Origin of the sequence: Streptomyces longisporoflavus (genome assembly GCF_014649775.1) — a bacterium.
Lineage (GTDB): Bacteria > Actinomycetota > Actinomycetes > Streptomycetales > Streptomycetaceae > Streptomyces > Streptomyces longisporoflavus.
Genome location: NZ_BMTR01000003.1, coordinates 68,939 through 94,451, shown reverse-complemented (window position 1 = coordinate 94,451; position 25,513 = coordinate 68,939). Strand labels below are relative to the sequence as shown.

Annotated in this window: 19 protein-coding genes and 1 other RNA gene; 7 read left to right on the top strand and 13 right to left on the bottom strand. The window is 71.2% G+C overall.

The window, feature by feature from the left end:
• Positions 1-107: 107 nt before the first annotated feature.
• On the bottom strand, positions 108-1,100 hold the full coding sequence (locus tag IE226_RS07025; protein ID WP_308429433.1) for a LysR family transcriptional regulator: 993 nt from the start codon (positions 1,098-1,100) through the stop codon (positions 108-110).
• Positions 1,101-1,183: 83 nt separating this feature from the next.
• On the opposite strand from IE226_RS07025, the gene IE226_RS07020 reads away from it, so the two are divergent.
• Positions 1,184-2,521, top strand: a complete 1,338-nt coding sequence (locus tag IE226_RS07020) for an MFS transporter (protein WP_190080168.1) — start codon at positions 1,184-1,186, stop codon at positions 2,519-2,521.
• Here the strand turns inward: IE226_RS07020 and dacB are convergent.
• From dacB to ftsE, 8 genes are all read right to left on the bottom strand, one after another.
• The gene (gene dacB / locus IE226_RS07015) at positions 2,445-4,037 is read right to left on the bottom strand and encodes a D-alanyl-D-alanine carboxypeptidase/D-alanyl-D-alanine endopeptidase (protein ID WP_190080167.1); all 1,593 of its coding nucleotides are present in this window, start codon (positions 4,035-4,037) and stop codon (positions 2,445-2,447) included. The genes IE226_RS07020 and dacB overlap by 77 nt on opposite strands.
• Positions 4,038-4,399: 362 nt before the next feature.
• Complete coding sequence (locus IE226_RS07010; RefSeq protein WP_190080166.1) at positions 4,400-5,251, bottom strand: collagen-like domain-containing protein; 852 nt, start codon at positions 5,249-5,251, stop codon at positions 4,400-4,402.
• Complete coding sequence (locus IE226_RS07005) at positions 5,248-5,520, bottom strand: hypothetical protein (protein WP_190080165.1); 273 nt, start codon at positions 5,518-5,520, stop codon at positions 5,248-5,250. The genes IE226_RS07010 and IE226_RS07005 overlap by 4 nt, the downstream gene beginning before the upstream one ends.
• Before the next feature lie 218 nt (positions 5,521-5,738).
• Positions 5,739-6,127, bottom strand: a transfer-messenger RNA (tmRNA) gene (gene ssrA / locus IE226_RS07000).
• A gap of 146 nt (positions 6,128-6,273) precedes the next feature.
• A complete protein-coding gene (gene smpB / locus IE226_RS06995; RefSeq protein WP_190080164.1) occupies positions 6,274-6,795 on the bottom strand; it encodes an SsrA-binding protein SmpB in 522 nt (173 codons plus the stop codon).
• 18 nt (positions 6,796-6,813) lie between these two features.
• Positions 6,814-8,010, bottom strand: a complete 1,197-nt coding sequence (locus IE226_RS06990; protein ID WP_190080163.1) for a S41 family peptidase — start codon at positions 8,008-8,010, stop codon at positions 6,814-6,816.
• A gap of 78 nt (positions 8,011-8,088) precedes the next feature.
• Positions 8,089-9,006, bottom strand: coding sequence for a permease-like cell division protein FtsX (gene ftsX, locus IE226_RS06985; protein WP_190080162.1), 918 nt, complete (start codon positions 9,004-9,006; stop codon positions 8,089-8,091).
• Between the two features lie 30 nt (positions 9,007-9,036).
• Positions 9,037-9,726 (bottom strand): cell division ATP-binding protein FtsE, encoded by a 690-nt coding sequence (ftsE, locus tag IE226_RS06980; protein WP_030788113.1) that lies wholly within the window; start codon positions 9,724-9,726, stop codon positions 9,037-9,039.
• A gap of 240 nt (positions 9,727-9,966) precedes the next feature.
• Between ftsE and IE226_RS43995 the strand changes: the two genes are divergently transcribed.
• Entirely contained in the window at positions 9,967-10,158 is a 192-nt protein-coding gene (locus IE226_RS43995) for a hypothetical protein (protein ID WP_229870592.1), read from the top strand.
• Between the two features lie 103 nt (positions 10,159-10,261).
• Here IE226_RS43995 and IE226_RS06975 read toward each other — a convergent pair whose 3' ends face one another.
• The 4 genes from IE226_RS06975 to IE226_RS06960 all read right to left on the bottom strand — a co-directional run bounded on the left by IE226_RS06975 (position 10,262) and on the right by IE226_RS06960 (position 15,599).
• Entirely contained in the window at positions 10,262-10,942 is a 681-nt protein-coding gene (locus IE226_RS06975) for an LPXTG cell wall anchor domain-containing protein (RefSeq protein WP_190080161.1), read from the bottom strand.
• Between the two features lie 271 nt (positions 10,943-11,213).
• Positions 11,214-12,320: a peptide chain release factor 2 gene (gene prfB, locus IE226_RS06970; RefSeq protein ID WP_190080160.1), complete on the bottom strand. Its 1,107-nt coding sequence runs from the start codon at positions 12,318-12,320 to the stop codon at positions 11,214-11,216.
• 239 nt (positions 12,321-12,559) lie between these two features.
• Positions 12,560-13,795, bottom strand: coding sequence for a serine/threonine-protein kinase (locus IE226_RS06965; RefSeq protein WP_190080159.1), 1,236 nt, complete (start codon positions 13,793-13,795; stop codon positions 12,560-12,562).
• A gap of 142 nt (positions 13,796-13,937) precedes the next feature.
• The gene (locus tag IE226_RS06960) at positions 13,938-15,599 is read right to left on the bottom strand and encodes a serine/threonine-protein kinase (protein WP_190080158.1); all 1,662 of its coding nucleotides are present in this window, start codon (positions 15,597-15,599) and stop codon (positions 13,938-13,940) included.
• A 458-nt stretch (positions 15,600-16,057) separates the two neighbouring features.
• Here IE226_RS06960 and IE226_RS06955 point away from each other — a divergent pair, with 458 nt between their 5' ends.
• The 5 genes from IE226_RS06955 (at position 16,058) to IE226_RS06935 (ending at position 25,490) form a co-directional block, all read left to right on the top strand.
• On the top strand, positions 16,058-19,294 hold the full coding sequence (locus IE226_RS06955) for an FHA domain-containing protein (RefSeq protein WP_190080157.1): 3,237 nt from the start codon (positions 16,058-16,060) through the stop codon (positions 19,292-19,294).
• Positions 19,295-19,432: 138 nt separating this feature from the next.
• Positions 19,433-20,827: an ABC transporter substrate-binding protein gene (locus IE226_RS06950; protein ID WP_190080156.1), complete on the top strand. Its 1,395-nt coding sequence runs from the start codon at positions 19,433-19,435 to the stop codon at positions 20,825-20,827.
• Positions 20,828-20,897: 70 nt separating this feature from the next.
• Positions 20,898-22,178 carry a carbohydrate ABC transporter permease gene (locus IE226_RS06945; RefSeq protein WP_190080528.1) on the top strand — a complete coding sequence of 427 codons (1,281 nt, stop codon included), beginning with the start codon at positions 20,898-20,900 and terminating at the stop codon, positions 22,176-22,178.
• On the top strand, positions 22,175-23,056 hold the full coding sequence (locus IE226_RS06940) for a carbohydrate ABC transporter permease (protein ID WP_190080155.1): 882 nt from the start codon (positions 22,175-22,177) through the stop codon (positions 23,054-23,056). The genes IE226_RS06945 and IE226_RS06940 overlap by 4 nt, the downstream gene beginning before the upstream one ends.
• A 184-nt stretch (positions 23,057-23,240) precedes the next feature.
• Positions 23,241-25,490 carry a bifunctional glycosyltransferase/CDP-glycerol:glycerophosphate glycerophosphotransferase gene (locus tag IE226_RS06935; protein ID WP_190080154.1) on the top strand — a complete coding sequence of 750 codons (2,250 nt, stop codon included), beginning with the start codon at positions 23,241-23,243 and terminating at the stop codon, positions 25,488-25,490.
• The last annotated feature ends 23 nt before the right edge of the window (positions 25,491-25,513 follow it).

Here is a 25,513-nt window from a genome sequence, read left to right as displayed (position 1 = left end):
CGTCGGACCGGGCCCCCACCCGACCCGAGCGCCCCCCTATCACACCGCGCCCGGACCATGAATGTAGCGCACCGCAGTGACAGTCGTACTAATCCGCCAGCCGTGACTCACGTCATGCCGGGCTTATCCATGGCCGGAACCCAACTGTCCTCGGGCCTGCGCAGCCATCCCCCGGCCGCGGCGAGCTCGGCCGCGGCGGCGCGCAGAGCGTCGAGACCGGGGTGCGCGAGCCCCCTTCTCCACACCAACGACACCGGTGACAGCGGCACGGGGTCGATCAGGGGCCGCAGGACCGACTCGGGCATGGCCGGAAAGTCCACGGCGGCGAGCACGGGGTTGCGGTTCTTGGCCATGATCCGCCCGAACTCCTCGGGCCCCACCGCGAGCGGAGCGGGCGCCGCCACCTCGATGCCGCGCCCTTCGAAGAGGCGATGCGCCAGGTCGGTCCACTCCAGCGTCCGCGGATTGCCCGCCCCCGCGTACACGCTCTCCCCCGCGAGCGCCCCGAGCGGCACCTCGTCAAGCTCGGCCAAGGGGTGATCGAGCGGCAGCAGGATCGCCATCGGCTCGTACCGTACGGGCTGCTGGGCGAGCCGGGAGCGCAGGGCCGGTTCGAGCCCCGCGTACCGCCCGAAGGAGACGTCGAGCCGCCCGGCCAGCATCTCGGCGGCGGCCCCGGTGAGGCCGCTCTCGTAGCGGGCCATCAGCTCGCACTGCGGGGCGAGTGCGCGGGCCCGCTCCAGGACGCGCCCGCTGATGAGTCCCGGGCTGTTCAGGTCCACGAGCAGCGGACGGGCCGCGGAGCCGCTCCCCGTGCCGCGCGCGAAGGCCGCCGCCAGGTCGTCCTGTGCTTCGAGCACCCGCCGCGCGTACGGAAGGAGCCGCTCGCCCTCGGCCGTCAGTGTGACCTGCCGCGTCGTCCGTACGAACAGCTCGGCGCCCAACTCCCGCTCCAGGCGCCGCACATCGCGGCTCAGCGCCTGCTGGGCGACGTACAGTGCGGCGGCGGCCCGCGTGAAGTGCAGCTCTTCGGAGACGGCCACGAAGGCGCGCAGGAGGCGGGGTTCCACGTCGCGGGGTATACGGGGGTCTGCTGTCACTCCGGGAACTTACAACGGGAGTGCGTGAGTCGGACCGCAGAAGGTGTTGGACCCCGCGCCGGCTCCCCGGTGAGGGTTGTCCCATGCCGCCCGCCGAGCCCTCTGTGCCCTCTGTGCCCTCTGGACCCAGCCGCCCCGCCGGACCCCGTCCGCCCGGCCGCCCCGCCGCCGGACCCCCTGTCCCCCGCCGCCGCAATCCCTACGCCCGCCTCTTCCGCATACCCGGGGCCACCGCCTTCACCATCGGCAACCTCATCGCCCGCCTCCCCATGGGGATGTTCAGCGTGAGCGCCGTCATCATGATCGCCCGGGCCCGCGGGTCGTACGCGCTCGCCGGCGCCGTCACCGCCACCGGCCTCGCGGCGACCGCCGTCGTCGCGCCCTGGACCGCCCGCCTCGTGGACCGTCACGGCCAGGCCCGTATCGCCGTCCCGGCCACCGCGATCGCCGCGCTCGGCTCGCTCTCGCTGCTGCTCTGCGTGCGCTACGGAGCGCCCGACTGGACCCTGTTCGCCTCGTACGCCGCGACGGCCACGACCCCCAACACCGGCGGCATGTCCCGGGCGCGCTGGGCGCACCTCCTGCGGGACGACAAGCGGGCCGTGCACACCGCCAACTCCTTCGAGCAGGCCGCGGACGAGCTGTGCTTCATGCTCGGGCCCGTCATCGCCGCCTTCCTGTGCGGCACGTTCTTCCCGGAGGCGGGCACCCTCGTCGGCGTCGTACTGCTCCTGACCGGCGTCCTGCTCTTCGCCGCCCAGCGCACGACGGAACCGCCGCCACGGGGACGTACCGCCACGAAGGGGAAATCGCCCCTCCACGCGCGCGGGATGCCGGTCCTGCTCGCCGCCTTCCTCGCGACCGGCGCCGTCTTCGGCTCCATGGAGGTCGTGACGATCGCCTACGCCGACGACCGGGGCCACAAAGCAGCCGCGGGCGCGATCCTCGCCCTCCAGGCAGCGGGCTCCTGCGCCGCAGGGCTCCTTTACGGGACGCTCAAGCCGAGCGGGCCGATGCGCCGCCGCCACATCCTGTGCACCGGCGCGATGGCGGCCCTGATGACGCTGCCGCTCCTGGCCGCCACGCTCACCGGCTCGCTCCTTGTGCTCGCCGGGGCCCTCCTCGTCGCCGGAATGGCGACGGCCCCGACGATGGTCACCGGCATGACCCTGGTCCAGGAGCGCACCCCCGAGGGCCGGTTGAACGAGGGCATGACCCTCGCCGTCACCGGTCTCCTCGGGGGCATCGCGTGCGGCGCCGCCGGGGGCGGCTGGGTGGTGGAGCACCTCGGGGCCACCGAGGGTTACGGGGTCCCGGTCGCCGCCGCGTGCTGCGCGCTGCTGCTCAGCATCGCGCGGGCTTGCGCCACGAGCACTCCAGGTCCCCGCTCGGCTCGGCCCCGCGCTCGGAGCGCGGCCTGACCAGTACGGCCTTGTCCTCGGTCGACTCGGCGAGCGTCACGACGATCGCGTCCTCCAGGGCCTTCACCGAAGAGGGCAGATAGTTGTTCAGGATGATGCTGAACACCAGCTCACGCCCGCCCGCGTCCTTCACGTACCCCGAAAGGGCGGACGCCCCGGTCAACGACCCCGTCTTCGCCCGTACGTTGAGAGCCGCCGGAGTCCCGCACATCCGCGTGCGCAGGGTCCCGCCGACGGACTTGCCCGGGCCGCAGGCCACCGGAAGGGACTTGTACCAATCGGCGTACCAGGGCTCGCCCTTCGCCGAGAGCAGCAGCTTGATCAGCTGGTCGGCGGGGACGTTGTTCTTGCGGGAGAGCCCGGAGCCGTCGACGTGGCGCAGCTTGCCGGGGTCGACGTCTGCGGACTTCAAATAGGCGCCGATGGCGGCGAGTCCGTCCGGCCAGTTTCCCGGCCGCCCGGTCGCCTCGTAGCCCATCGTCTTCGTGAGGTTCTCCGCGTGCATGTTGTTGGAGAGCTTCATGAAGGGGATCATCAGCTCCTTCAGCGGCATGGAGTCGTGCGAGGCGAGCTGCCGCGCGCCCTCGGGTGTGGCGATCCCGGCCTTGGTCGGCCCGCTCACCCGTACTCCGTGTGCCTCAAGGGCGTCCCGGAAGATCGCGGCGGCGTATCCGGTCGGCTCCCATACGCTGATCCACTCCTTGGTGGCACCGCCTCCCACGGGAACGGTCCCGGTGACCGTGATGGTGTTCGTCCCGTGCTCACGCTCGATGGTGAGCGTGTCCTCGCCACCCGAGGGGACAGTCTTCGCACTGTTGTCGACGTCCACGTAGTCCGTCTTCGGGGTCACCGTCACCTTCGGCTTGTCCCCGGCCTTCGCGCCGGGCGTGGCCTCGACGATGACCGTGCCGGTGTCGTAGTCGGTGTCCGGGGCGACGCTGAGTGCGGAGATCTGGGCGGCGTAGTACGCGAATTCGTCGTCGCCGGCCCAGGTGTCGCCGATGCGTTTGTCGTCGAACCGGGTGTCGTCCGCGACCAGGCGCCCCGAGACCCGCCGGACGCCCGAGTCGGCGATCTTCGCGGCGAGTCGGTCGTAGTCCTCGGCCAGTGTCGTCGGGTCACCGGTGCCGCGCAGGTAGAGGTCGCCGGAGAGCACGCGGCCTTTGCGCTCGCCGTCGGTGAGCACGTCGGTGGTGAAGCGGTGGTCGGGCCCGAGCCGCTCCATGGCCGCCGCCGAGGTGAGCAGCTTGGTGTTGGACGCGGGCATCAGGCGCCCGCTGGGCAGGTGCTGGTAGAGCACGTCACCTGACGCGGCGTCGGCGACGACGACGCTCGCCGCGCCGCCCTCCATCCGGGGGTCCCCGAGGATGGTGTCGATGGCTTCGGGCAGGCCGCTGCGGTCGGAGTCCGCCCCGGCGGGCGAACTGACGGAGAGGGTGGCCGCCGCGACGCCGAGCACGGCGGGCCAGATCCAGTGGCGCATACGGGCGTTGACGCGTCTCACGGGTCTACTCATGACCCAGCAGCATCCCGGACTCCACCGCCCCGCAACAGCCCCCACTCCGGACACATACACGCCCACCGAAATCCGCCGGCCCACCACGCACGGAGCCCCCACCTCCGCCCCGCCGCGCACGGAGTCCCCGTCCCCAGCCCGACCTGACGCGTACGGACTCCCCGCCCTCGGCCCACCCGCCCGCACCCTCAGCCCGACGCGCACGGCGCCCCTGCCCCCAGCCCGACCCGGCGCGTACGGCGCCCCAGCCCGCCTGCCCGCTCTCAGCCCGGCGCATACGGCATGCCCGCCTCCGGCCCGCCTGGCCGCCTGCCCCCTCTCAGCCCAGCGCGTCGCCCCGCCCCCAACCCGCCTGCCCGCTCTCAGCCCGGCGCGTACCGCGTCCCTGCCTCCGGCCCGCCCGCCCTCAGCCCGCCGCCCCCCGGCGTCCTGCGGCAGCGGGGCAGTGTTGCGGCCAGCAGGAGGAGTGCGGGGGCCGGGTCGGTGGGGGTTACGCCGGCCCGGCGGCAGACCAAGGCGTCGGGGTCGCCGGGCGGCTGCTGGAGGCTGTAGCCCTCGGGGCAGGGGGAACCCGCCTCGCCCGTCTCGCCCCTGGGCCCGCGTTCGCCGCGCGGGCCCGCGGGTCCCATGGGCCCCGCAGGGCCTTCGGGGCCCGCGGCACCGCCCGCACCGTCGGTGCCCTTCGCACCGTCCGAGCCCCTCGCACCGTCCGAGCCCGGCGGCCCCGCCGCCCCCGCCGCCCCCGCGGGGCCCTCCGGGCCCTGTTCGCCGTCCGCCCCGGCGGCCCCGGTCTGTCCCGGCTCACCGGGCTCCCCCGTATCGCCCTGGTCGCCGTTGCGGCCACCGGCCCCCTTCTCGCCCTGCCGGCCCGGCTTCCCGTCCGTGCCGTCCGCGCCGGCCGCGCCGGGCGAACCAGGCGTCGGGGCTGGCACCCGCTCCCGCGACACGAGGTCGTCGACGGCGTCGGAGGGGTCCGGCGCTGCCGGGGTGTCGCCGTGGGAGCGGACCTGCGCGCGCAAGGTCCGTACGTCCCTGGCAAGCGTCGACACGGCCTCCCCGCGCCGGTCCGCCTCGGTGGCCAACTGATCGGCACGGCGGTCACCGGCGTCGATGCGGGCCCACAGAACCGCCGCGACCCCGCAGAGCGCGACCAGCACGCAGACGAGGAACACGCTGCGCCAACGGTGGGCCAGAATCCGCTCGAGCTTGCTCACGGAGTGCCTCCGAGCCGTTGGTTGTCGATGAGCAGCCGGGCGATCTCACTCTGGTCATGGACGTGCAGAGCGTTTAACTCGGCTAATTTCTCGTCGCGTTCGGCGACCTGCCGCTCCAGTCTGTCCCGCTCGGTCTGGAGTCTCTCCGTGAGGCTGGAGTATCCGGTGAGCGCGTTCTCGCCGCGCTTGCCGAGATAGGCCACCACTGCCGCGCCCAGAACTCCGAGGCTGGCGAGAAGGGAGCCGAAAAGAGTGACGGTGGCATCCAAGCGACTGCCTCCTGCACTTGCGTACTCGACGGAGCCACTGCGCGCCCGGCCGAGGGGGAACCTGCACTCGCAGGCAGTAACGAGTCACATGCCGAGAGGATGTGCCCGCGCCGGCCCCTCGGGCAGACCTTTGCGCGGTACATCCGCCGGTTCCGGTCCCCGCACACGGAAAGAGCCCCCCGGCGGGTGGCCGGGGGGCTCTGTCCTCAACATGGGAATTGTGGAGATGGCGGGAATCGAACCCGCGTCCAACGGTGCAAAAGGAGGGCTTCTCCGAGCGCAGTTCGCTTCGATTTTCTCGGCCCCGGTGATCTCGCGAACAAGTCTCCGACGGGCCCAGTCACTGTTTGATTTCCCATCGAACCCCGTGACCGGGCTCGATGGTTTAGTTCCCTAGATTATGCCAGGATCCGGGTCGGGAACACTCCCGGGCTGACACCCATTAAGGGTCCTTCACTCACTGCTAATTAAGCAGCGAGGGCGAAGGACTGGGAATCGCTCTTGGAATTGGCGATTATTGGTTGCGACATGTGGTTTACGAGATCATTGTCGCTTCCTCGGCTCGCTTCCCCTGCTTCGACATCCGCTGTCGAAACCGATCATCCCCATGTTTGCCACTATTGAATTAGATACTGCTCAATCCACGCCCCGGCTGTGCGGGGCAGTGCCCATCGTACTTGACCAACGCACGACGATGCCAGCCAATTCCCGCGCGGCCCGTCAGGGCCCACGGGCGCCCATCGGCCTCGCGGGCTAGGCGCTGCGCTGGCGCTTCTTGACCTCCGCGATCGCGCGGTTCGTCTCGCGCAGGTCCTGCTTCTCCTTGAGCGTCTGGCGCTTGTCGTACTCCTTCTTGCCCTTGGCCAGGGCGATCTCGACCTTGACCCTGCTGTCCTTGAAGTACAGGGTCAGAGGCACGATCGTGTGGCCCGTCTCCTGTGACTTGGACTCCAGCTTGTCGATCTCCGCACGGTGCAGCAGGAGCTTGCGCTTCCGCGTGGCGGAGTGGTTCGTCCAGGTGCCCTGCACGTACTCCGGGACGTGGATGTTGTGCAGCCACGCCTCGCCGTGGTCGATGTGCACGAAGCCGTCCACCAGGGACGCCCGGCCCATCCGCAGCGACTTGACCTCGGTGCCCATCAGGACGAGGCCGCACTCGTACGTGTCGAGGATGTGGTAGTCGTGCCGCGCCTTCTTGTTCTGCGCGACGATCTTCCGGGCAGGGGCCTTCTCAGCGGCCTTAGCGGCCTTGCGCTTTACCTTTTCCTTCGCCATAGTGCGGCCATTTTCGCACTACGAGGGGGGTCCGAGGCCAGTCAATACTGTCTCGGCCCGCTTTTCGGCGCCGCCTTCGACCTCCAGGTCCGGGGTGATGCCACGCCCGTCGACCGCCTGCCCCGAAGGGGTGCGGTAGTGCCCGACCGTCAGCTCGGCGACCGAACCGTCGGGCAGCCGGCTCGGCATCTGGACCGAGCCCTTGCCGAAGGTCTTCGAGCCCACCACGACCGCCCGGCCGCGATCCTGGAGGGCGCCCGTGAGCAATTCGGCCGCGCTCATCGTGCCGCCGTCGACCAGGGCGACCACGGGTCTGGTGGTGTCACCGCCCCGCTCGGCGTGCAGGGCCTTCTGCTCGCCGCGTACGTCGTACGTGGCCACCAGGCCGCCGTCGACGAGCCCCGAAGCGGCGGTGACCGCCTCCGACACCAGTCCGCCGGAGTTGCCGCGCAGGTCGAGCAGGATCCCGGCGCCTTCGGGGGCGTCACGCACCGCGGAACGTACGCGCTCGCCGGCGCCCTTGGTGAAAGCCTCGACCTTGATCATGACGGCGCCGCCCGCGAGCTTCGTGACCGTGACGTCGTCCGTGGAGAGGCGGGCCCGGTGCAGTGTCTCGCTCCACGCGCGCGTGCCCCGCTTCAGGCCGAGCTCGACCGGGCTGCCCGCGCGGGTACCCCGCAGCAACGACACGACCTCGGTCACCGGAAGCCCCGCGACCCGCTTGCCGTCGATGCTCCTGAGCTGGTCGCCCTCGCGGATGCCCGCCTGTCCCGCGGGGCCGCCGCGCTGGACCCTCGACACCTCGATGCGCCCGTCGGACGCGCGCCTGGCCCAGAGACCGACGCCGGTGTACGCGCCGTCGAGGGACTGCTCGAACTCCTGGTACTCCGCCGGGGAGTAGACCGATCCCCAGCGGTCGCCGCTGCGGCTGACGGCTTCCTCCGCGGCCTTCTTGCCGGACTTGCCGTCGGCCATCGCCTCGGCCGCGGCGTCGGCCGCCTCGGTGGCGGCGTCACCGGAGGAGGCGTCACCGGAGGAGGAGACGGAGCGGGTGGACAGGGCAGGCGACTTCCGGCCTTCGCCGGCCGCCTCGTCCCAGGACCCGGTGGCCGCGCCGGTGGCGAGCACACTCGCGAACACCAATGTCAGGGTCGCCCCGCGGCGGATGCGGCGGGGCCGGGAGAGCAGTTCGCAGAACCGGTCGGGGCCTGACATGCCGGTGAGTCTAGGACAACGAAGGGCGCCGCACGGTCGGTTGAACCGTACGACGCCCCGGTGCGCAGGCGGGTTTTGTCACACCTTCAGGTACTTGCGCAACGCGAAGAACGCGGCCAGCGCGGGCATCAGCAGGCTGATGGCGAGCACGAGCGGCAATTTGGCCAGGACCGCGTCCCACCCGATGAAGTTGATCAGATTCAGCTTCTCGGAGAGCGCGAGACCGTGGTCGATGATGAAGTAGCGGCCCACGAGGAGCATGCCGCAGGCGAAGGCTCCGCCGATGAGACCGGCGACGGCGGCCTCCATGATGAACGGCGCCTGGATGTAGAAGCTCGACGCTCCGACGAGCCGCATGATGCCGGTTTCACGTCTCCGGCTGAACGCGGAAACGCGCACCGTGTTGACGATCAGCATCAGCGCCACCACGAGCATCAGCGCCATCACCGCGAGCGCCGCCCAGTTCATGCCGTTGAGCAGTCCGAAGAGGTTCTCCAGGATGCCCTTCTGGTCCTGCACGGACTGCACGCCGTCACGCCCCGAGAAGGCGGTCGCGACGACCTGGTACTTCTCCGGGTCCTTCAGCTTGATGCGGTACGACTCCTGCATCTGGTCCGGCGTCAGCGAGCTGGACAGCGGGGAGTCGCCGAACTGCTCCTTGTAGTGCTTGTAGGCCTCGTCCGCCGATTCGTACTCGACCTTCTGCACGACGGGCATCTTCTGCAGGTCGGTCTTGACCTGCTCCTTCTGCTCGTTCGTGACGGCGCCCTTGGCGCACTTCGGGTCCTGCTCCGCATCGGCCTTGTTGCAGAGGAAGATCGAGACGTTGACCTTGTCGTACCAGAAGCCCTTCATCGTGCTCACCTGGTCGCGCATGAGCAACGAGCCGCCGAACAGGGCGAGCGAGAGGGCGACGGAGACGATGACCGCGAAGGTCATCGTGAGATTACGGCGGAGACCGACGCCGATCTCCGACAGGACGAACTGGGCGCGCATGGCGTCCTTTCAGTGGATCAGTACGGGTCGTCAGTGCTGGTAGCCGTAAACGCCGCGCGACTGGTCGCGCACGAGACGGCCCTTCTCCAGCTCGATGACCCGCTTGCGCATCTGGTCCACGATCTGCTGGTCGTGGGTCGCCATGACGACGGTGGTGCCGGTCCGGTTGATCCGGTCGAGCAGCTTCATGATGCCGACCGACGTCTGCGGGTCGAGGTTGCCGGTCGGCTCGTCGGCGATCAGGAGCTTGGGGCGGTTGACGAAGGCTCGCGCGATCGCCACCCGCTGCTGCTCACCGCCGGAGAGCTCGCCGGGCATCCGGTCCTCTTTGCCGCCGAGACCGACGAGGTCGAGGACCTGGGGAACGGACTTGCGGATCTCGCCGCGGGACTTGCCGATGACTTCCTGCGCGAAGGCGACGTTCTCGCCGACGGTCTTGTTCGGAAGGAGCCGGAAGTCCTGGAAGACGGTGCCCAACTGGCGCCGCATGTGCGGCACCTTGAAGTTGGAGAGGCGCGCGAGGTCCTTGCCGAGGACGTGCACCTGGCCGTGGCTGGTGCGCTCTTCGCGCAGGACAAGACGCAGGAAGGTGGACTTTCCGGAGCCGGAGGAGCCCACCAGGAAGACGAACTCGCCCTTTTCGATCTCCAGGGAGACATCCCGGAGGGCGGGCCGGGTCTGCTTGGGGTAGGCCTTGGAGACGTTGTCGAATCGGATCACGGATGCACCACGGGTCGCCGGGGGTAGGTGAGCGTGACCATACGCGAAGCCGGTGTGCGAGCGCAGTCAGCGTCCTGAGTTGCGCGAATTGTCGCGGATATACCACGGAACGTAACAGTCGGAAACCGACGAGGACGGGCGGGCCGCGCCGAAACTCGTGGAAGCTGGCACAGTGGTAGGGGGAACGGTTGGGTTCCCTCTAGCGTTGGGCAGGCTGTAACTGTGCGGGAGGAGAAGCGCATGACCCATGACAGGTTGGTGTGCGCGAACTGCGCGGGGCCCGTGAGTGAAGGCCGCTGCCCCGTGTGCCGGGCCAGCCGCGAGCGCCTGCAGCAGGAGGGACCGTTCGGCGGCCTCAGCCCAGCGGCTCTGATAGGCGTGCTCGTCGTGCTGATAGCGGCGATGGCCCTGCTGGCTCACCAGACCGCTTAGCGCGCCGCCCGGAGCGCGCCGAGGCGCGTGCCAGGACATCAGAAGGGCCCGGAGCAGTCGCTCCGGGCCCTTCTTTCATGTCATGCCGTGCCGGTGCCCGTTATCAGGCAGCGGCGCCGCGGTTGCCGACGAAGCGCGGCAGAACGCGGAAGCCGATGCCGCCGGCGATCATGGTCGCGGCACCGATAAGCAGGAACGTGGTCTCGGCGGCGCCCGTCTCGGCGAGCTCGCCCTTCTCGGCCTTGTCACCCTGCTCGACCGGGGTGGAGCCCGTGTCGGTCAGGCTGTCCTTGCCCTTGCCCTGCTCGACGGGGTTGGAGCCGCCGTCGGGGTCGTTGTCGTTGCCACCGGTGCCGTTGCCGCCACCCGTGCCGTTGCCGTTACCGGGGTCGCTGGGGTCCTCGGTGGGCGTGCCCGGGTCGGTCGGGTCGGTGGTGGGGTCCGGGTCCTCGGTGGGCTCCGTCGGCTCCTCGGTGGGCTCCGTGGGCTCGTCCGTCGGCGGCACCGTCGGGTCCGTCGGGCCCTCGGTCGGGTCCGGGTCCTCGGGGATCTCCGTGGGCGGAGTGGTGGGGTCGGTGGGGCCCTCGGTCTCGTCGTCGCCGCCGAGGCCGACGTCGACTCCGATGCCGTTCTCGTCGGCGCTGGCGCTGGCGCCCACACCGCCGCCGAGGTCGACGCCGACGTCAAGGGCCGAGGCGGCACCCGCGGCGGTCAGCGAAGCACCGGCGGCGATCACCGCGCCGGCCGCTATGCGCGCTACGCGGATACGCGTCTTCTTGGTCATCTGGCTGCTACCCCCAGTAGCTGAATCGTCAGTGAGGCAGCGTCCGGGACTGCGTTTCGTCGGGAGCGCTGAATCCGCCCCCACAGATCACACGCGCCCCAGAGATACGCATGCCGCTCGATAGCCTTTCCAGTTTCCGGAGCGGCGTCAAGGTCGTTGCGCCTGCGATGTCGGAAATAGCAGCAGTTGACCGGCGTACGGAGATGTGACTGTGACGTAAAAGGCAACTGCCGCCTCTGGGGCGGCAGTTGCCTTGTCGATAAAGCGGCGCTTACTTCTCCTGCTGCTTGCGCCAGCGAATTCCGGCCTCGAGGAAACCGTCGATCTCGCCGTTGAACACGGACTCGGGATTGCCCACTTCGAACTCCGTGCGCAGGTCCTTGACCATTTGGTACGGGTGCAGGACGTACGAACGCATCTGGTTGCCCCAGGAGTTGCCGCCGTCCCCCTTGAGGGCGTTCATCTTCGCCTGCTCCTCCTGGCGGCGGCGCTCGAGGAGCTTGGCCTGGAGGACGTTCATCGCGCTCGCCTTGTTCTGGATCTGCGAGCGCTCGTTCTGACAGGAGACCACGATGCCGGTCGGGAGGTGCGTCAGGCGGACCGCGGAGTCGGTCGTGTTCACGCCCTGGCCGCCGGGGCCCGAGGAGCGGTAGACGTCGATGCGCAGCTCGGACTCGTCGATCTCGATGTGGTCGGTCTGCTCGACCACCGGGAGGATCTCGACTCCGGCGAAGGACGTCTGGCGGCGGCCCTGGTTGTCGAAGGGCGAGATGCGGACGAGGCGGTGGGTGCCCTGCTCGACCGAGAGCGTTCCGTAGGCGTACGGGACCTGGACGGCGAAGGTGGTCGACTTGATGCCGGCCTCTTCCGCGTACGAGGTTTCGTAGAGCTCCGTCTTGTAGCCGTGGCGCTCGGCCCAGCGCAGGTACATGCGCTGCAGCTTCTCGGCGAAGTCGGAGGCGTCCACGCCGCCGGCCTCCGCGCGGATGGTGACGAGCGCCTCACGGGCGTCGTACTCGCCGGAGAGGAGTGTGCGGACTTCCATCTCGTCCAACGCCTTCTTGACGGCGGTGAGCTCGGTCTCGGCCTCGGCGCGGGTGTCCGGGTCGTCCTCCTCCTCGGCCATCTCGAAGAGCACGCCGAGATCGTCGATGCGCCCGCGCAGGGCCTCGGCCTTTCGCACCTCCGCCTGGAGGTGGCTCAGCTTGCTGGTGATCTTCTGGGCCGCTTCCGGGTCGTCCCACAGGGACGGCGCGGCTGCCTGCTCCTCGAGCGCAGCGATGTCTGCCCTCAGCTTGTCGAGGTCCAGGACGGCCTCGATCGACTCCATGGTCGAGGAGAGGGACTTGAGCTCTTCGGATACATCGACGACTGCCACGGGACCAGCCTAACGGCTGGACGCAAGCGGTTCGGCCTCCCGGCCCGGGGTGCGGATCTCTCCGGGTGCCCCGGGGGCTTGCCCTGCGGGCCTGGCGGGGGCGCGGGGCCCGGCCGTGACTCCGGGTAATCGGGCGGGCGGGTGGGAGAGATCCGGCGCGAAGCGCCGGGCCAGGAGGGCCGCAGGCGGGGAGTGACCGCAAGATCCGGACCGGCGGGCAGCAGGTACGTGCCGGGGGGCTACGGCGTTGAGGGGGACGAGTTGTTCGTGTCCTGAGGGCCCGCGTCCGCGTCATCGCCGCTCGTGGCGGCCCATGTGCCGATGCCCGCCGCGGCCGCCAGGACCGCTCCCGCCACGCCGAGCGTGATCCTGCGGCGGCGGGCCGAGGCGCGGTGGCGGGCCGAGCCGGGACGGGCCGCGCCGGACGCGCGGGGCGCACGGGCCGTACCCCTGGCGCCGCCGGCGAGCTCGTCGGGGCCGGGGACGCGCATGGAGGTGTGGGTGTCGCGGTTCGAGTCGGGGGACGAACGGGGGACGAGGGGGACGGCTCCGCGGCGCGGGGCACCCGGCGTCGGCTCGGGCGCGGGCTCCTCCTCCGCCTCCTCCGCGGCCGGCTCCGTGTCCGGCTCGTCCACGTCGAGCGGCGGCATCCCCGCCACCAGCGGCTGCAGCTCCCGCAGGCGCGCCGCGAGCTCCGAGGCGCGCAGGCGGGACGCGGGGGCCTTCGCCAGGCACTGGACCATCAGCTGCCAGAGCTCGTCCGGGATGCCGGGGAGCGGCACAACCGTTTCCGTCACGTGCCGGCGCAGGATCGCTCCGGGGTGGCCTCCGCCGAAGGGCGTGAAGCCCGCGAGGAGCTCGTACAGGACGGTGGCGAGGGCGTAGATGTCGACGGCCGCGCGCGGCGGGAGGCCCTCGATGATCTCCGGGGCGAGGTAGTCCGGCGTACCGATGATCTTCGTCGCGCGGGTCCTGCGCGGGGAATCGATCAGTTTCGCGACGCCGAAGTCCGTGAGCAGCGCGGGGTGCGAGCCGCCGGGACCCAGCGGGCCCTGCATGTCGAGCAGGACGTTCTCCGGCTTCACGTCACGGTGCACGATGCCCGCCGCGTGTGCCGCGGCGAGGCCGTCGGCGACGTCCGCGACGATCGCCACCGCCGCCTCCGGGGCCAGGCGCCGCTCACGGTCGAGGCGGGTGCGCAGGTCCGTGCCCCGGACCAGGTCCATGACCAGGGCGAGGTCGTTGCCGTCGACCACCAGGTCGTGGACGCCCACCACGCGCGCGTGGTCGAGGCTGAGCAGCGCCGTGCGCTCCTGGACGAAGCGGCCGACGAGTTCCTGGTCGGATGCCAGGTCCTCGCGCAGCAGCTTGATGGCGACGGGGCCCTCGGGTCCCTCGCCGAGCCACACCGTGCCGGCGCTGCCCCGACCAAGGATCTGGTGGGCGGTGTACCGGCTGCCGATCTTGCGTGCCAAGACTGCTCCTACGGATGCGTGTTGGCGACAAAGCTACGCGGCCTCGACGCCAACCTTCACTCCAGGAGCGGAAATCACCCTGCGGGTGTCGACAAATCCCCGGGGTCGGGAGGGGATTCGCCCATCACTGACCGCTGAGCCGCTACTTGCCGCTCAGTTTGCCCATCCAGCCGGCGACCGTGTCGTACCAGTCCGTCAGCTGGTCCCAGTAGCCCTTCGTCGTGCCGATCCACTCCTGGAGCGGGCTCAGCTCCCAGACGAGCCAGCTCGCCACGAAGAGGATGATGATCGTGAAGAGGCAGCCCTTGAGGCAGCCGAGCCCCGGGATCTTCATCCGGTTCGGGTTCGAGCCGCGCTGCCTCGGCTCGCGCGGCGGGCGTCCCGCGGGCGGCTGCTGGGGCGGCGTCTGCTGCGGCGGTGGCGCGTACTGCTGCTGGGGCTGGGGCTGCTGCTGCGGTGCGTACTGCTGCCGGCGCTGCGCGGGACGCTGCTGCTGCGGCGCGTACTGCTGCTGACGTTGCTGCGGCTGCTGCTGCGGGCGGGCCACCTGGCGCTGGGGGCGGCGGCGCAGCGGGTCGTCGTTCGGGTCCATGTACGCCTGGACCTGCGTCTGCTCGTTGCGGTCGCGGGCCGCCCGCATCTGGTTCTGCCAGGGGTGCGGGTCGTTCGGGTCGCCGCCGGGCTGGTTCGGCGGCACCGGCGGCATGACCGCCGTCGGGTCGGCCGCGCCGCGGCTTCCGGTGGGGAGCACCGACGTCGGGTCGGCGTCGCCGGAGCCGCCGGTGTTCTGCATGACGCTCGTCGCCGCGTTCGGGTCGTACGAACCCGCGTTGTTCGGCAGGACCTGGGTGGGGTCGGCCGCGCCGGCCGTGCCCGGCACGGCGGCGGGCGACGGGTCGGGCATGAGGAGGGCGCCCACGCCCTCCGCCGCGGCGATCTGCGCGCTGGACGCGTGCACGCCGACGCCGTCCGCGACGGCCCGCAGGCCGCGCGCGAGGTTCTCGGCGCTGGGGCGGTGGTCGGGGTTCTTGCTGAGGCAGCGTTCGATGACCGTCCACAGCGGGTCGGGGACCGTGGAGGGGCGGCGCGGTTCGGCGCTCAGGTGCTGGTGCAGGACTTCCAGGGCCGAGCCGCCGCCGAAGGGCGGGCTGCCGGTGACGAGCTCGTACAGGAGGATGCCCGCGCCGTAGATGTCGACGGCGCTGGTCTGCGGGCGGCCCTCGGCGGACTCGGGCGCCACGTACGCGGGCGTACCGACGAATTCGTGGGTGCGGGTCAGGCCCGGCGAGTCGGCGAGGCGCGCGATGCCGAAGTCGGTGAGCATCGGGTGCATCGAGCCGTCGGCATCCTGCTTGAGCAGGACGTTCGCGGGCTTCAGGTCGCGGTGCACGACTCCGTCCGCGTGGCTCGCGGCAAGGGCGTCGGCGATCTGGGCGGTCATGAGGGCAGCACCGACCGGCGTGAACGGGCCGTTCTCGCGGAGGTAGCGGTGCAGGTCGGGGCCTTCGACCAGGTCCATGACGAGGGCCAGGAGCTCCCCCTCGACGACCAGGTCACGGGTCCGCACGATGTTCGGGTGCGTGAGCCTGAGCAGGACCGATCGCTCGCGCAGGAAGCGCATCACGATGTCCGCGTCGTTGGCGAGCTCCTCCTTGAGGACCTTGATCGCGACGGTCTCGCCGGGCTGGCCGGGGACCGATGCCTCCGCACCCGCGGTCTCGCGCTGGCGGGCTCGCCAGACGGTGCCCGTGGCGCCGCGCCCGAGCGGCTCCTCGAGCAGGTACTTGCTGCCTACCGGCCGCACGTCATGCTCCCTGCTGATCTGCTGATCTGGCTGGTCTGTCGCTGATCTGTCCGGACCCGGCTACCCGCCGGAGGATGTTCCGACCCACTCTAATGCCGCCGAACGGGGCACCGGCCGGTCTCATTCCGATCTCGTTCCGGCCCGGTCGCCGGGTGACCGGACAGCTGTTCGCTGGAAAGACGCCCCAGTGTCGCCGTTGGTTGCCGACGGGCGTCGAATTGACCTTCGTCACGATGCGCTGACCGCCGATCGCAACGGTCCAAGCAGGCACTTTTCCGAGCAGAGCCGACCAATCAAGATCACTTAATGGTGGCCGCCGGGCGTGTTGTCAGTGGCAGGTGCGAAGATGCCTTCTTGTTACTGGCCGACGTGGCCGTGTGCGGTGGGGGGAATCACAGCGCGAGTACAGCGCGGGTCCCCGTGCCCGGCGGCAAGGGCAGAAGGGACCGCTGACGGCGATGCAGATCCGGCTGACCGTCCTCGGGCCGCGCAGCGGCCAGACCGCCGAGTCCGAAGGCCGCCCTGCCGTGCCCCGTGACGCCGTCGACGTGCTGGTCACCGCCCCTGCCGGGACCGCGCTCGCCACCGTCGCGTCGGGTCTCGCCACCGCTGTCGCGGGCGGCGAAGGCCCCCTCGTCCTGTACGCGGAGTCGGAGCGGCTCGACGCCCAGCGCTGCACCGTCGGGGAGCCCCCGCTGATCGACGGAGCGGTGCTCTCGCTCGGCTCCCCCGCCGAGCCGGGCCCCGAACTCGCGGGCGCCGCCGCCCAGTTGCACGTGGTCGCTGGGCCGGACGCGGGCGGGGTGCATCTCCTGCACGGCGGCCAGATCCGCGTGGGCCGCTCCGCCGACGCGGACGTCCCGCTGGACGACCCGGACGTCTCGCGGCTGCACTGCGCGGTGACGCTCGCCCCGGACGGCCGGGTCACCGTCACGGACCTGGGGTCCACGAACGGCACGACGGTGGACGGCCGCGACATCACCGACCGCCCGGTGCATCTGACCCCCGGCTCCCTGCTGCGGCTCGGCGAGTCCGCGCTGCGGCTCACCGCCGGTGACGGCACGGGCGGCGTGCTGCCGACGGCCCCGGACGGCGAGGGGCACGTGCGCGTGCGGGTCACCGCGAGCGGCGGCAACCCCCTGAGCGCGCCCCCCGGAGCGGGCCGCACCCCCTCCGAGGACACCCGTCACGCGTACGGCTCCACTCCCTTCCCCGGCACGGACGAGGACAGCCGGAGCGGGGCATACGGAGCGGAGGAGGCGTACGGCACACAAGGGGCGTACGGCCGGACCTCCCTCGCCGACGCGCCGATGGTGCCCCAGCAGGGCGGCGCCCCGGACGCCGAGAGCGCCCGCACCGGCACCCCCGCGCGCGGCACGACCGTGCCCCGCGCCCTCCGGAAGCGCGGCGGGCTCTCGGCCTGGGCCCGGCGGCTCACGGGCGCCCGCGACGACGAGTACGGCCAAGCCGGCCAGGGCGAGCACGAGGACGATCCGTACGGGACGGGGAGCCACGCCGTGTCCCCGGAACCGGCGGGCCCCACCCCCGAGGACCTCGCGGTGGCCGCCGCCGCACGGACCCCGGAGACCTGGCCCGATCCGGCGGCCCTGCTGCTCACGGCTCTCGGTCCCGGCCCCCGGCTCTGGGAGCGCGGGCCGGGCCACCCCGAAGCGCTCGCGGTCCGGCTCGGCACGGTCGACCGCACGGCTCCGGACGAGCGCGGCCTGCTGCCCGCCGTCCCCGTGACGGTCAGCCTGCGGGAGGCCGGCGCGCTCGGCCTCGCGGGACCGCGCGGACGGCTCGCCGGGCTCGCCCGCGCCGTCATCGCCCAGCTCGCGGCCATGCACTCCCCCGACGCCCTGGAGATCGTGCTGCTCAGCACGGACCGCGCGCGGTCCGTACAGGAACGCACCGCCGAGTGGTCCTGGCTCGGCTGGCTCCCGCATCTGCGGCCCACGCACGGCCAGGACTGCCGCCTCCTCCTCGCCTACGACCGCGAGCAGGCCGCGGCCCGCACGGGAGAGCTGCTGCGCCGCCTCGACGACTACGCCGCGGACAAGGCGTCCGCCGCCGACGACCCCGCGGTCGGCATCGCTCCGGACCCCGGGCCCCGCGCCGTCGTCGTGGTGGACGGCGATCCGGGGTCGGCCGGACTGCGGGAAGCCGTGGCGCGCCTCGCGCGGGACGGGGCCGACGCCGGAATCCATGTCGTCTGCCTTGCGGAGACGCCCGCCGCGTCGCCCGCGTCGCCGGTCTCCGCCACGTACGAAGCCGCCTGCTCCGTGTCGCCCGCCTTCCGCTCCTGCGGTGCGGTCGCGCTGCTCAGCGGTGACGTGGCCACCGCCCTGCGGCTGCTGCGGACCGTGGACGGCCACCCCGCCGGGTACGGCACCGTCGCCGCGGTGGACGCGGTCTCACAGGCCTGGGCCGAGCGGTTCGCGCGGGCCCTGGCGCCTTTCCGTACGGACGGGGCGCCCGGCGACGGCCACGCGCGCGTGTCCGCTCCGTTGCCTCAAATGGCCCGGCTTCTGGACGAGTTGGGGCTCGCGCGGGCCACCCCCGCGTCACTCATGGCACGGTGGGCCGCTGCCGCCGATGACGCGGAGGCGCTGGGCGGGCGGGCCTGGGCGGTGCTCGGCGCGGGGCCGCGCGGGCCTGTCGTCATGGACCTCGCCGCCGAGGGCCCGCACGTACTTGCCGAGGGCCCTTCGGGGAGCGGTCGTACGGAACTGCTGCGGTCCGTCGCCGCGTCGCTGGCCGCGGCGGAGCGCCCCGACCGGCTCGGCATGGTCCTGATCGACGGGCGTGACAGCACGGGCAGCGGGGGCGGCGGGACGAACGGTGCGAACATCCGGCTGGTCGAAGGCCTCGCGGTCTGTACGGACCTGCCGCACGTCACCACGCATCTCGCCGCCAACGACCCGGTCCGCATGCGGGAGTTCGCCCAGTCACTGACCGCCGAGCTGAAGCGGCGGGCCGAGCTCCTCGGTCGGCTGGGCTTCGCGGAGTGGCACGCGCAGGCGCCCCGGGCCGCCGGGCGGAGCGGGGCTGTCGGGGTCGCCGTGGGCAGTGGAAGCAGCGGAAGCAACGGGGGCGGCGGGGACGATCTTGATCCGCCGCCGAGTTCCACCATGCGGCTGCGGCCCGTCGCCGCCGCGCGCAAGGGAGCCGAGCCGGGGCCTCCGCTGCCTCGGCTCGTCGTACTCGTCGATGACTTCGACGCGCTGCTCTCGCCCGCGCTCGGGTCGCCGGGCCGGCCCGCGGCGGGGTCCGTCGTGCGGGCGCTCGAGGCTGTCGCCAGGGACGGCGAGCGGCTCGGGGTGCATCTGATTGCCACCACGGCGCGCAGCGAGCGGACGCCGGAGACCGAGTTGGGGCGGCGGGCCGCGCTGCGCATCGTGCTGGACGCGGTCACTCCGGGGCCGGAGGAGCCCGCTCCCGGGCGGGGGGAGCTGCGTACCGCCGAGGGGCGGGGGGGTCCCTTTCAGGCGGGGCGGGTCACAGGACGTATCCCCCGTACCTCCACGCTGCGCCCCACCGTCGTCCCGCTGGAGTGGGAGCGGATGGGGGATCCGCCGGCGCGGCGGCCCGTCCGCGAACTCGGCAACGGACCCACGGACTTGGCGTTGCTCGCCAGCGCGTTGGAGCGTGCCGCCCGCTCCGTCGCCGCGGATCAGGTGCCGTCCCTTCTGTAGCTCTGCCCCGCAGCTCATGACGCCACGTCACAACGCCATCACGATCACCCGGTTGTCATGGTTGGCGCTATTGCCGCTTCTCCCCGGGCGGGCGTAAACAGGCCGCACGGACTCGCCAGGGAAGAGAACGGGGCAGTGATGCGCAGCACTCTTCGTACACGCAGGGCACCGCACCACCGGCGTACCACCGCCAAACTCGCCGCGGCCGTCGTCGCGAGCGCGCTCGCGCTCTCCGTCACCGCATGCGGCGGCGACGGGGACGACGACGGAGACGGCGGGGACAAGGGCGGCGGCAAGGAGAGCGCCGCCGCGGTCGAACTGCCGAAGCTGGACGGGCAGACGGTCTCCGTCGCCGCCGTATGGGGCGGCTCGGAACGGAAGGTCTTCCTCAAGGTTCTCGACGAGTTCGAGAAGCGGACGGGGGCCAAGGTCACCTTCGTACCCGCCCAGGACCCGATCATCAGCTTCCTGGAGTCGAAGGTCGCGGGCGGGCAGCCGCCGGACGTCGCGATGCTTCCGCAGGTCGGCGCGATCGACCAGGCCGTGCAGAACAAGTGGGCCAAGCCGGTCGGGCCCGAGGCGCAGAAGCAGCTGGAGAAGAACTACGCGAAGGGCTGGCAGGACCTCGGGGCCGTCGACGGCAAGCAGTACGGCGTGTATTTCAAGGCCGCCAACAAGTCCCTGGTCTGGTACAACACCAAGGTCTTCGAGAACGCGGGCGCCGAGGAGGCCAAGACCTGGGACGACTTCGTGAAGACGGCCCAGACGGTGTACGACTCCGGCGTGCCGCCGGTCTCGGTCGCGGGCGCCGACGGCTGGACCCTCACCGACTGGTTCGAGAACGTCTACCTCTCGCAGGCGGGCCCGGAGAAGTACGACCAGCTCGCCAAGCACGAGATCAAGTGGACGGACGCCTCCGTGAAGGAGGCGCTGACCACGCTCGGCGAGATATTCGGCAAGAAGGGCTTCGTCGCGGGCGGCGCGAACGGCGCGCTCCAGACCGAGTTCCCGGCCTCCGTGAAGCAGACCTTCACCGGCGGCGACCAGCCGAAGGCGGGCATGGTCTTCGAGGGCGACATGGTCTCGCTGCCCATCTCGGAGACGAAGGCCGAAGTCGGCACGGACGCCAAGGTGTTCCCGTTCCCGGCGGTCGGCGACGAGTCCCCCGCGGTCGTCGGCGGTGACGCCGCCGTCGCGCTGAAGGACAACAAGGGCGCGCAGGCGCTGCTGACCTTCCTCGCGTCGCCGGACTCGGCCGAGATCTGGGCGGAGGCGGGCGGTTTCGTCTCGCCGAACAAGAGCCTGGACATGGCGGCGTACCCGAACGACGTGCAGCGGGACATCGCCAAGGCGCTGATCGCGGCGGGCGACGACATCCGCTTCGACATGTCCGACCAGGCCCCGCAGGCCTTCGGCGGCACGCCCGGCAAGGGCGAGTGGAAGGCGCTGCAGGACTTCCTGAAGAATCCGAAGGACGTCGAGGCCACCCAGAAGGCGCTGGAGACGTCTGCCGCCGCGGCCTACAAGGACTGACGCGGTGGCGTCCGCGAACGCCGGGGGCACGCCCGACGCGGTGCTGCCCCCGGTCCCCAACCGCAAGAGCGTGACCGGCACGCGCAAGGGCATGGCGGTGCTTTTCCTGCTGCCCGCCCTGGTGCTGCTCGGCGCTCTGGTCCTGTACCCCATCGGGTACTCCGTCTTCCGCAGCTTCTTCGACAAGTCGGGCGACTTCACGGCGTTCGGCAACTACAAGACCCTGTTCACGGACGACACCATCCTGACCGCGGTCAAGAACAACGCGATCTGGGTGGCCGTGGCGCCGACCCTGGCGACCGGGCTCGGCCTGATCTTCGCCGTGCTCACCGAACGGATCCGCTGGGGAACGGCGTTCAAGCTGGTCATCTTCATGCCGATGGCGATCTCCATGCTCGCGGCCGGCATCATCTTCCGGCTCGTGTACGAGTCGGACCCCGACCGGGGTGTCGCCAACGCCGTCATGGTGGGGGTGCACGACACCTTCGCCGAGTCGTCCGCCTTCCCGCAGGCGCACCCCAGTACGGAGTCCCCGCTGAAGTCGGCGGGCGGCGGTGCCTTCATCACGCGCGAGCCGGTCAGCGCGGGCACTCCGGTGGTGCTCCCGCTGACCGGTGTCGCGCCGGACAACATGCCGGACGGCGCCGAGTCGGCCGCGGCCGCGAAGCCGGACCCCGACAAGGTGACCGGTACGGCCTGGCAGGACTTCACGCGGGGCGAGGGCCGGGGCAAGATGAACGCTCCGGACAAGACCGAGTTCGGCTATGCCGGGATCAAGGTGGAGGCCGTCAAGGACGGCAAGGTGGTGGCCTCGACCGAGGCGGCCGGCGACGGCACCTTCGCGCTTCCAGAGGCGGCCGACGGGGCTCAGCTCCGCTTCCCCGCGTCCAACTTCCGCGAGCCGTACAACGGCGTGGACTGGCTCGGCCCGACCCTCATCACGCCCGCGGTCATCGGGTCCTACCTGTGGATCTGGGTGGGCTTCGCGATGGTCCTGATCGCGGCCGGTCTCGCCGGCGTGCCGCGTGAGCTCCTGGAGGCCGCCCGGGTGGACGGCGCCAACGAGTGGCAGGTGTTCCGCCGGATCACCGTGCCGATTCTGGCGCCGGTGCTCGCGGTGGTGGCGGTCACGCTCATGATCAACGTACTGAAGATCTTCGACCTGATCTTCATCATCCCGCCCAACTCGTCGAAGGACGACGCGAACGTCCTGGCACTGCAGCTCTACAACTCCGCGTTCCTGGACAAGGATGCAGGCGTGGCGAGCGCGATCGCCGTACTGCTCTTCCTCCTCGTGATCCCGGTGATGCTCTTCAATGTCCGGCGATTGCGGCGGGAGGGACGGCGATGACCACCCAAGTCGAAGCGGTGAAGGCCGAGCGGTCGCTCGGGGGGCGGATCGTGTCCGTTCTGAGCGGCACCGCCGTCCGCGTCTTCCTCGCCGTCGTGGCGCTCTTCTGGCTGGTGCCGACGATCGGGCTGCTGCTCGGCTCGCTGCGGACCTCCGAGGACATGGCCGAGAGCGGCTGGTGGAAGGTCTTCAGCACGCCGTCCCAGATGACCCTGGACAACTACACGAACCTCCTCAAGGACGAGACGATCACCGACTCGATCCTGTCCAGCATCATGATCACCGTCCCGGCGACGCTGCTCGTCGTGATCATCGGGTCCCTCGCCGGGTACGCCTTCGCGTGGATGGAGTTCCCCGGCCGCGACTGGTGGTTCCTCGGCGTCGTCGGGCTGCTCGTGGTCCCCGTACAGGTGGCGCTGCTCCCGGTCTCGAAGATCTTCGGCGCGGTCGGGATCTTCGAGACGACGGTCGGCGTGGTCGTCTTCCACGTGGCCTTCGGGCTGCCGTTCGCGATCTTCCTCCTGCGGAACTTCTTCGCGGAGATCCCCCGCGAACTCCTGGAGGCGGCGCGCCTGGACGGCGCCGGTGAGCTGCGGCTCTTCTTCCGGGTCGTGATGCCGCTCGGCGCGCCCGCGATCGCCTCGCTCGGCATCTTCCAGTTCCTCTGGGTCTGGAACGACATGCTGATCGCGCTGATCTTCGCCGATTCCGAGAGTCCGCCGATCACGGTCGCGCTCCAGCAGCAGGTGCGGTCCTTCGGCGACAACGTGCAGATCCTGGCGCCCGGCGCGTTCATCTCGATGGTGATTCCGCTGGCCGTGTTCTTCGCGTTCCAGCGTCAGTTCGTGTCCGGCGTGATGGCGGGCGCGGTCAAGTAACGGCGTCAATCCGAGTCCCGTTCACGGCATCCATCGTGCGGGCACATACGTTCGACGGGTGAGGCGGCCTCCGACCGGGGGCCGCCTCACCCGCGTCCGTCCCCCGTATGCCTCGTTCGACGTAACCCGACCGGCCGCCAGGGCGTTTTATGGCAGTATGCCCGCGTCGACCCATGGATGTGCCTTGCCCCGGTTCAGTGTCATCGTGCCCGTGTACAAGGTGCAGGCCTATCTGCACGGATGCCTTGAATCGGTCCTCACCCAGTCGTTCACGGACTTCGAACTGATCGTGGTCGACGACTGCTCGCCCGACGCGTGCGGCGCCCTCATCGACGAATGCGCGGCCCGTGACACGCGCGTACGGGCCGTCCACCTCAAAGAGAACGTCGGCCTCGGCCGGGCACGCAACGCGGGCATGGAGCACGCCACCGGCGACTACCTGATCTTCCTCGACAGCGACGACACCCTCACCCCCGGCTCCCTGCACGCCATCTCCGACCGCATCAAGGAGACGGACGAGCCGGACGTCCTGATCTACGACTACGCGCGCACGTTCTGGTCCGGCGAGGAGGTGCGCAACCAGTTCGCGGACCTCCTGAAGGAAGACGGCGACCGGCCCTTCACGCTGAGCGAGCGGCCCGGCCTGCTGCGGCTCCTGATGGTCGCCTGGAACAAGGCGTACCGCCGCGACTTCATCGAGCGCGAGGGCTTCACCTTCCCGCCCGGCCTCTACGAGGACACGCCCTGGACGTACCCGGTCCTGATGAAGGCGGACACCATCGCCACCCTCGACCGGGTCTGCGTGCACTACCTCCAGCGCCGCCGCGGCAGCATCCTGCGCACCACCACGCGCCGCCACTTCGACATCTTCGACCAGTACGAGCGGGTCTTCACGTTCCTCGACGCGCACCCGGAGCTCTCGGCGGCCTGGCGGTCCCTGCTCTTCAGACGGATGGTCGACCACCTCACCACGGTCTTCACCAAGCGCGACCGCCTCCCGCCCGGCAGCCGCCCCGCATTCCTGCGCAAGGCCCGCACCCATTACCGCCGCTACCGCGCCCCCGGCGTACCCATGCGCGCCCGCACCCGCCTTCGGCACGGCCTGGTGCGCCTGGGCACCCACCGCACGTACTGGACCCTGTGGACGGCACTGCGGCTGCGGACCAGGGCCGGACGGTACGCGGCCACCGCGCGGCGCCGCGCCAAGGGCGCCGCGCTACAGCTGCACTACCGCGTCCAGCTGTGCCTGCCGGTGCGCGCCGACCGCGCGGTCTTCGCCTCGTACTGGGGGCGCGGCTACGGCTGCAACCCCGGCGCCCTGGAAGCCGCGCTGCGCGAGCACGCCCCGCACATCCGCACCGCCTGGATCGCCGACCCGGCCCACCACCACACCCTGCCCACGGCGACCCGCAGGCTCCGGCCCGGCACGGCGGCGTACTGGACGGCGCTCGCCCGCTCCAAGTACCTCGTGAACAACGTGAACTTCGACCGCAGGCTCGTCAAACGCCGCGGCCAGGTCATGATCCAGACCCAGCACGGCACTCCCCTGAAGCTGATGGGGCTCGACCTCCGGGACCGCCCGGCCGCGGCCCGGGGCATGGACTTCGCGGCGCTCCTGCGCAACGCCGACAAATGGGACTACGTCCTGTCGTCGAACCGGCACTCCACCCTCGTCTGGGAGCGCGTCTTCCCCGCCTCCTTCACGACCCTGGAGTACGGCTACCCGCGCAACGACATCTACCAGCGGGCGAGCTCCGCCGACGTGGCGCGCCTGCGCGAATCGATCGGGATCCCCCGCGGCACGGTCGCCATCCTCTACGCGCCCACCCACCGCGACTACCGCCACACGCAGCTGCGCTCCCTCGACCTGGAGCGGCTGCTGCACCACCTCGGACCCCGCTTCGTCGTCCTGACCCGCGCCCACCACTCGTACGGGGAGCCGCTCGCCCCCTCGTCGGGCCGTCTGATCGACGTGTCGGACCACCCGAGCGTCGAGTCGCTCTGCCTGGCGTCGGACGCCCTGGTCACGGACTACTCGTCGCTGATGTTCGACTACGTCAACCTCGACCGCCCCGTCGTCCTGCACGCCGAGGACTGGCAGGCGTACGAGGCGGCCCGCGGCACCTACTTCGACGTGCGCGAGTTCCCGCCCGGCGCGGTCGCGCGCGACCAGGACGAACTCATCGACATCTTCGTCACCGGACACTGGCGCGGCTCGCACTCGGCGCGGCTGCGCGCCGCCTTCCGAGACCGCTTCTGCGTGTACGACGACGGTCGGGCTGCTGAACGGGTTGTGAGGCATGTGGTGCTGGGGGAGGGAGGGGGTCTACCGTCGGTGGCGCCACTGGCGGACCGGCAACCGGCGCCGGCCGCGGGGGTGGCCGACGAGCCGCTGCCGCGGGCCGACGCCCATCGGCCCACTCCGCGCTTCTAGCCCCGCTGTCCTTCTCTCCCACC